A 5,104-nucleotide genomic window follows, 5' to 3' on the forward strand; every position below is an offset into this window, starting at 1 on the left:
CACAAACATCTCGAAATCGAGTCTTCAACAATCATGCACTTATGTAGAATAACTATGATGAACCAATTGATTTTTTAATAAGTAAAAGATCCAATAGATAAGTAACCAATTTATAGGAAATAAAGTCTCAGGACTAGACAAATGAAAGCATTTTCAATACGATATGATATGAAAAGGATTCCATGGAGGATGAAAGAAATGACTACAATTAATGATATTGCACAACTTGCCAATGTCTCACGGACCACGGTCTCAAGGGCCTTAAATAATAGTGGATACGTCAGCGAGGATGTGCGCAAACGCATCATGAAAATCGTTGAAGAGACTGGATATATGCCAAGTCAATCAGCCAAATCTCTTCGAACAAAACGCTCTGGTGTCATCGGTGTAATTTTACCGCGATTGAGCACGGAAACGTCGACGCGAGTGGTAAACGGCATTAATGAAGTGTTAGCAAAAGAGGGCTTTCAAATTTTGCTTACAGATACCGAACTCGATAAAAATAAAGAAATCGATTACATCCGTTTGCTAAAAAGCAGGCACGTGGATGGAATTATTTTGCTTGCAACAAACGTCAACGATGCATTGATTCAGACGATTCGCCAAGTAGATTTGCCGTTTCTGGCAATCGGCCAAGAACTGCCTGGGGTCATGTCGCTCGTCTATGATGATTATCATGCGTCAGCTGATCTAACAAATATGCTGATTCATAAGGGGCACGAAAAAATTGCATTCATCGGAGTGAGCCCTGAGGATCCATCCGTAGGGAGAGTGCGTGAAAAGGCCTATCGGGATATGATGCAGCAACATGATCTTGTGGTGAATGAGTCCATGATCGGTCAAGGGGATTTTACGATTGAATCAGGTTATGAGCAGATGAAGTCTATACTGAAGAACTGTAGAGAAGATAAGCCGACAGCTTTATTTGCTGTTACGGACCGCATGGCAATCGGGGCAATGGAATATTTGAAAGAACAAGGATATGAAATCCCTGGGGACATAGCTGTAGTAGGGATCGGTGCTTCCAACATGTCGAAATACATCACTCCATCTCTAACGACAATTGATTACTTTAATAAGGATGCAGGGAAAAAAGCAGCCAAGCTGTTATTGAGTAAAATTAATGATAAAAAAATTGACGAAAAATTTGAACTAACGTATAGACTAATCTTGCGAGATAGTGTATAGTTCAAGATGAAAACGCAATCATGTAATCGTTCACACAAGAAATTTATTCCAGTAATGAAGGATATTTTACTTAATTGCACTTTATAAACACTTATTCAATCGTTTTATTTTTTTAACAAATGTGTAATCGATTACATGTTGAAACTAATTCTAGAAAGGAGAATGATTGATGGCTGAAAACTCACAAATTGCTAAACAAGTCATTGAGGCCGCTGGTGGAGAAGCGAACATTGCATCTGTTGCCCACTGTGCCACACGTCTTCGGATTATGCTTAACGACAAAGAGAAAGCAGACATTTCTGCAATCGAAGAGATTGACAAAGTAAAGGGTGCTTTTTATAACTCAGGTCAGCTGCAAGTCATTTTTGGAACAGGTACGGTCAATCGAATCTATGAAGAAGTGACGAAGTTGAACATTGAGGGTAAGACGAAATCTGAAATGAAAGAAGAAACGAAAAAACAGGGGAATACGTTCCAGCGCTGGATCCGCACATTTGGGGACGTTTTCGTTCCAATCATCCCGGCCCTCGTTGCCACCGGTTTGTTCATGGGGCTTCGTGGCCTCGTTACTCAACCGCAAATATTGGCTCTATTCGGAATGGCGCCTGAAGACATTTCAGAAAACTTCATTTTATTCACGCAGATTCTGACGGATACGGCGTTTATATTCCTGCCGGCGTTAGTGGCGTGGTCCACCTTTAAAGTATTTGGAGGCAGTCCGCTGCTCGGTATTGTTATCGGGTTGATGCTTGTATCACCTGCATTGCCGAACGCCTGGGATATTGGCGGCGGCGAAGTAGAACCGATTATGTTCTTTGGCTTTATCCCGGTCGTTGGGTATCAGGCTTCTGTGCTTCCCGCGTTTATTACAGGTATATTAGGCGCGAAGCTCGAGAAAGCCTTACGGAAGAAGATACCGGAAGCACTCGATTTAATTCTGACACCGTTTTTAGTACTATTAATCATGATTACAGCAGCACTGTTTATCATCGGACCAATTTTCCATATCGTAGAGAATGGCATTTTCTCTGCTACACGGGTTATTCTCGACCTTCCATTAGGACTTAGTGGTCTAATCATCGGTGGCTTGCACCAGGTAATCGTAATCACCGGGGTGCACCACATCTTCAACTTGCTGGAAATTCAATTGCTTGAGCGTTTGGGAGAAAACCCATTTAACCCGATTATTTCAGCAGGAATCGCAGCTCAAGGTGCAGCGGCACTTGCTGTTGGCTTGAAATCAAAACAGAAGAAAATGAAAGCTTTGGCTCTTCCATCTGCGCTCTCCGCATTCCTTGGGATCACAGAGCCTGCCATCTTCGGTGTAAACCTTCGGTACATGAAACCATTCGTCATGGGTCTGATCGGTGGCGCTGCTGGCGGTTTCTTCGCTTCTCTTATGGGACTGGCTGGAACCGGAATGGCGATCACAGTAATTCCAGGTACGCTTTTATACTTGGACGGCTTGCTTCCATTTATCAATTACATTATCGCAAACGGCATTGCAATCGGAGTCGCATTCGGACTTACATGGGCATTCGGCTATAACGACGATATGCTGAAAAACAAATAATCGGGATTGACTTCCCATTCATTACCAGACCAGGCCATCCAGTAAATTCCATTTGGAGACCTGGTCTGTTTTTGTAAGATTTGACATCGGGTATGGTACAATTAGGGTGAGTATGATTTGGGAAAGAGGTGTAACGATGTACAATCAACCAATATTCCTTCAGCCAGAGTTTAAAGAAAGAATCTGGGGAGGAACGAAACTTAACGAACTATTTAACTATGACATTCCATCAGAGCAGATAGGAGAAGCCTGGTGCATCTCTGGACATGCGAATGGCTCGAATGTGATCTTAAATGGTCCTTTGAAAGGCAAGACTCTTGCTGATGCATGGAGAGAACATCGTGAACTTTTTGCCGGTGAAGCAGGCGAAGAGTTTCCTTTATTAGTGAAAATTTTAGATTCCAAGAAGGATTTGTCTGTACAAGTCCATCCGGATGATACATATGCACGTGAAACAGAGAAGCAGAACTACGGCAAGACCGAGTGTTGGTACGTTATTGATTGTGAAGAGGGAGCCGAAATAATTTTTGGTCATCATGCGTCAAATAAACAGGAATTAGAGCGTATGGTGGAGAATGGAGAATGGGAAGGCCTTTTGCGTCGTATCCAAGTTCACCCTGGAGACTTTTTCTATGTTCCAAGCGGCACAATTCACGCGATTGGTGAGGGAATTCAAATCCTCGAAACCCAGCAGAGCTCGGATATTACTTACCGAGTCTATGATTACGATCGAGTCGGAAAAGACGGCAATAAGCGGGAACTTCACCTCGACAAATCTCTTGAAGTGACGACTGTACCGCACGAAGACCCTGTGATCGACCGGGAGAAATCCTACGATGCGGATCTTGTTATTGAAACGCTTGTCGAAGAGGATTATTTCTCTGTCTATCACTGGGAGCTGGAAGGCCGAAGCGGGGAGCTGCGCCCTGGGCCCTATTTATTAGTCAGTGTCCTAGAGGGAGAAGGTCAGACCCTTATCAACAATCGATCCTTTTCATTTGAAAAAGGGGATCATTTCATTTTGCCTGCGTCAGTTGAGACGTTCACAATGGAAGGAAATGCGTCGATCATCGTCTCTCGTTCAAATAAGAGCGAAGGGCGTAAATTATAAAAGGAGTGGTGTACATGTGGAAAAATGAATACAATCGCTGGAAAGAGTTCGGTCAGTTAGATGAAAAGCTATCGAACCAACTGAATGAAATCGTATCTGATGAACAATCTCTGGAAGATGCCTTTTATAAAAACCTGGAGTTTGGAACTGGCGGTATGCGCGGAAAATTAGGACCAGGTACGAACCGCATGAACATTTATACAATCCGGAGAGCAGCGGAAGGACTGGCGACGTATGTGAATGATCAAGGCCTTTCCAACCGCGGAGTGGCTATCGCATATGACTCCCGTTATATGTCAAAAGAATTTGCTGTTGAGACAGCTCGCGTACTTGGGCACCACGGTATCCCTTCTTACGTGTTCACCTCATTACGACCAACACCAGAACTTTCTTTCGCTGTGCGTTATTTGCAGACAGCTGCTGGAGTCGTGATTACGGCAAGCCACAACCCTCCAGAATATAATGGCTTTAAAGCATACAATGAAGATGGAGGACAATTGCCTCCGAAGCAAGCGGAATCAATGATTAATTTCGTTAATAAAGTTGAAGATGAACTAAATGTGGAAGCAGCGGATCAAGAAGAGCTTGAGAAGAATGGTCTTCTAAACTGGATTGATGAAAAAGTTGATAATGCTTATCTTGAAAAGCTGAAGGCTGTAACGGTTCAGCCTGATATTGAAAAGGATATTTCTCTGGTATTCACTCCTTTACACGGAACCGCCCGCGACCTTGTCGAAAAAGGACTCATGCAAAGCGGTTTCTCTTCCATTCATATTGTAGAGGAGCAAGCACAGCCGGATCCTGAATTTTCTACAGTCGAATCCCCAAACCCTGAAGAGCACCAGGCGTTTGCAATGGCGATTGATCAAGGAAAAGCGATTGGGGCAGATCTCTTACTAGCGACAGACCCGGATGCCGACCGTATGGGAGTCGCTGTGCCTGATGAAAACGGTGAGTTTAAAGTCCTTACTGGGAACCAGACAGGGGCTTTGATGCTTGACTACATTTTGGAGCATACACCGAACCTTCCCGACAACGGTCAGCTCATCAAAACGATTGTGACCTCTGAATTCGGCCGTGTTATTGCGAACGCTCACAATATCAGCACGCTTGACGTGTTGACAGGCTTCAAATTCATCGGTGAAAAAATCCGTCAATACGAGCAGACGGGCGATCATAAATTCTTGTTCGGGTATGAAGAAAGCTATGGCTATCTTGTTAAAGACTTCGCC

At 43.7% G+C, this 5,104-nt stretch carries 4 protein-coding genes; all 4 read left to right on the plus strand.

Annotated elements, in window-relative coordinates; translation table 11 throughout:
- Positions 1 to 198: 198 nt before the first annotated feature.
- Positions 199 to 1,188, plus strand: coding sequence for a LacI family DNA-binding transcriptional regulator (locus tag LD39_RS11675; RefSeq protein WP_035546575.1), 990 nt, complete (start codon positions 199 to 201; stop codon positions 1,186 to 1,188).
- Between the two features lie 169 nt (positions 1,189 to 1,357).
- A complete protein-coding gene (locus tag LD39_RS11680) occupies positions 1,358 to 2,761 on the plus strand; it encodes a sucrose-specific PTS transporter subunit IIBC (protein WP_035546577.1) in 1,404 nt (467 codons plus the stop codon).
- Between the two features lie 136 nt (positions 2,762 to 2,897).
- Positions 2,898 to 3,872: a mannose-6-phosphate isomerase, class I gene (gene manA / locus LD39_RS11685; protein WP_035546581.1), complete on the plus strand. Its 975-nt coding sequence runs from the start codon at positions 2,898 to 2,900 to the stop codon at positions 3,870 to 3,872.
- Positions 3,873 to 3,886: 14 nt separating this feature from the next.
- Positions 3,887 to 5,104 (plus strand): phospho-sugar mutase (locus LD39_RS11690; protein WP_035546584.1); only part of this gene is annotated, 1,218 nt, incomplete at its 3' end.

It is taken from the genome of Halobacillus sp. BBL2006 (genome assembly GCF_000786645.1).
Taxonomy (GTDB): domain Bacteria; phylum Bacillota; class Bacilli; order Bacillales; family Halobacillaceae; genus Halobacillus.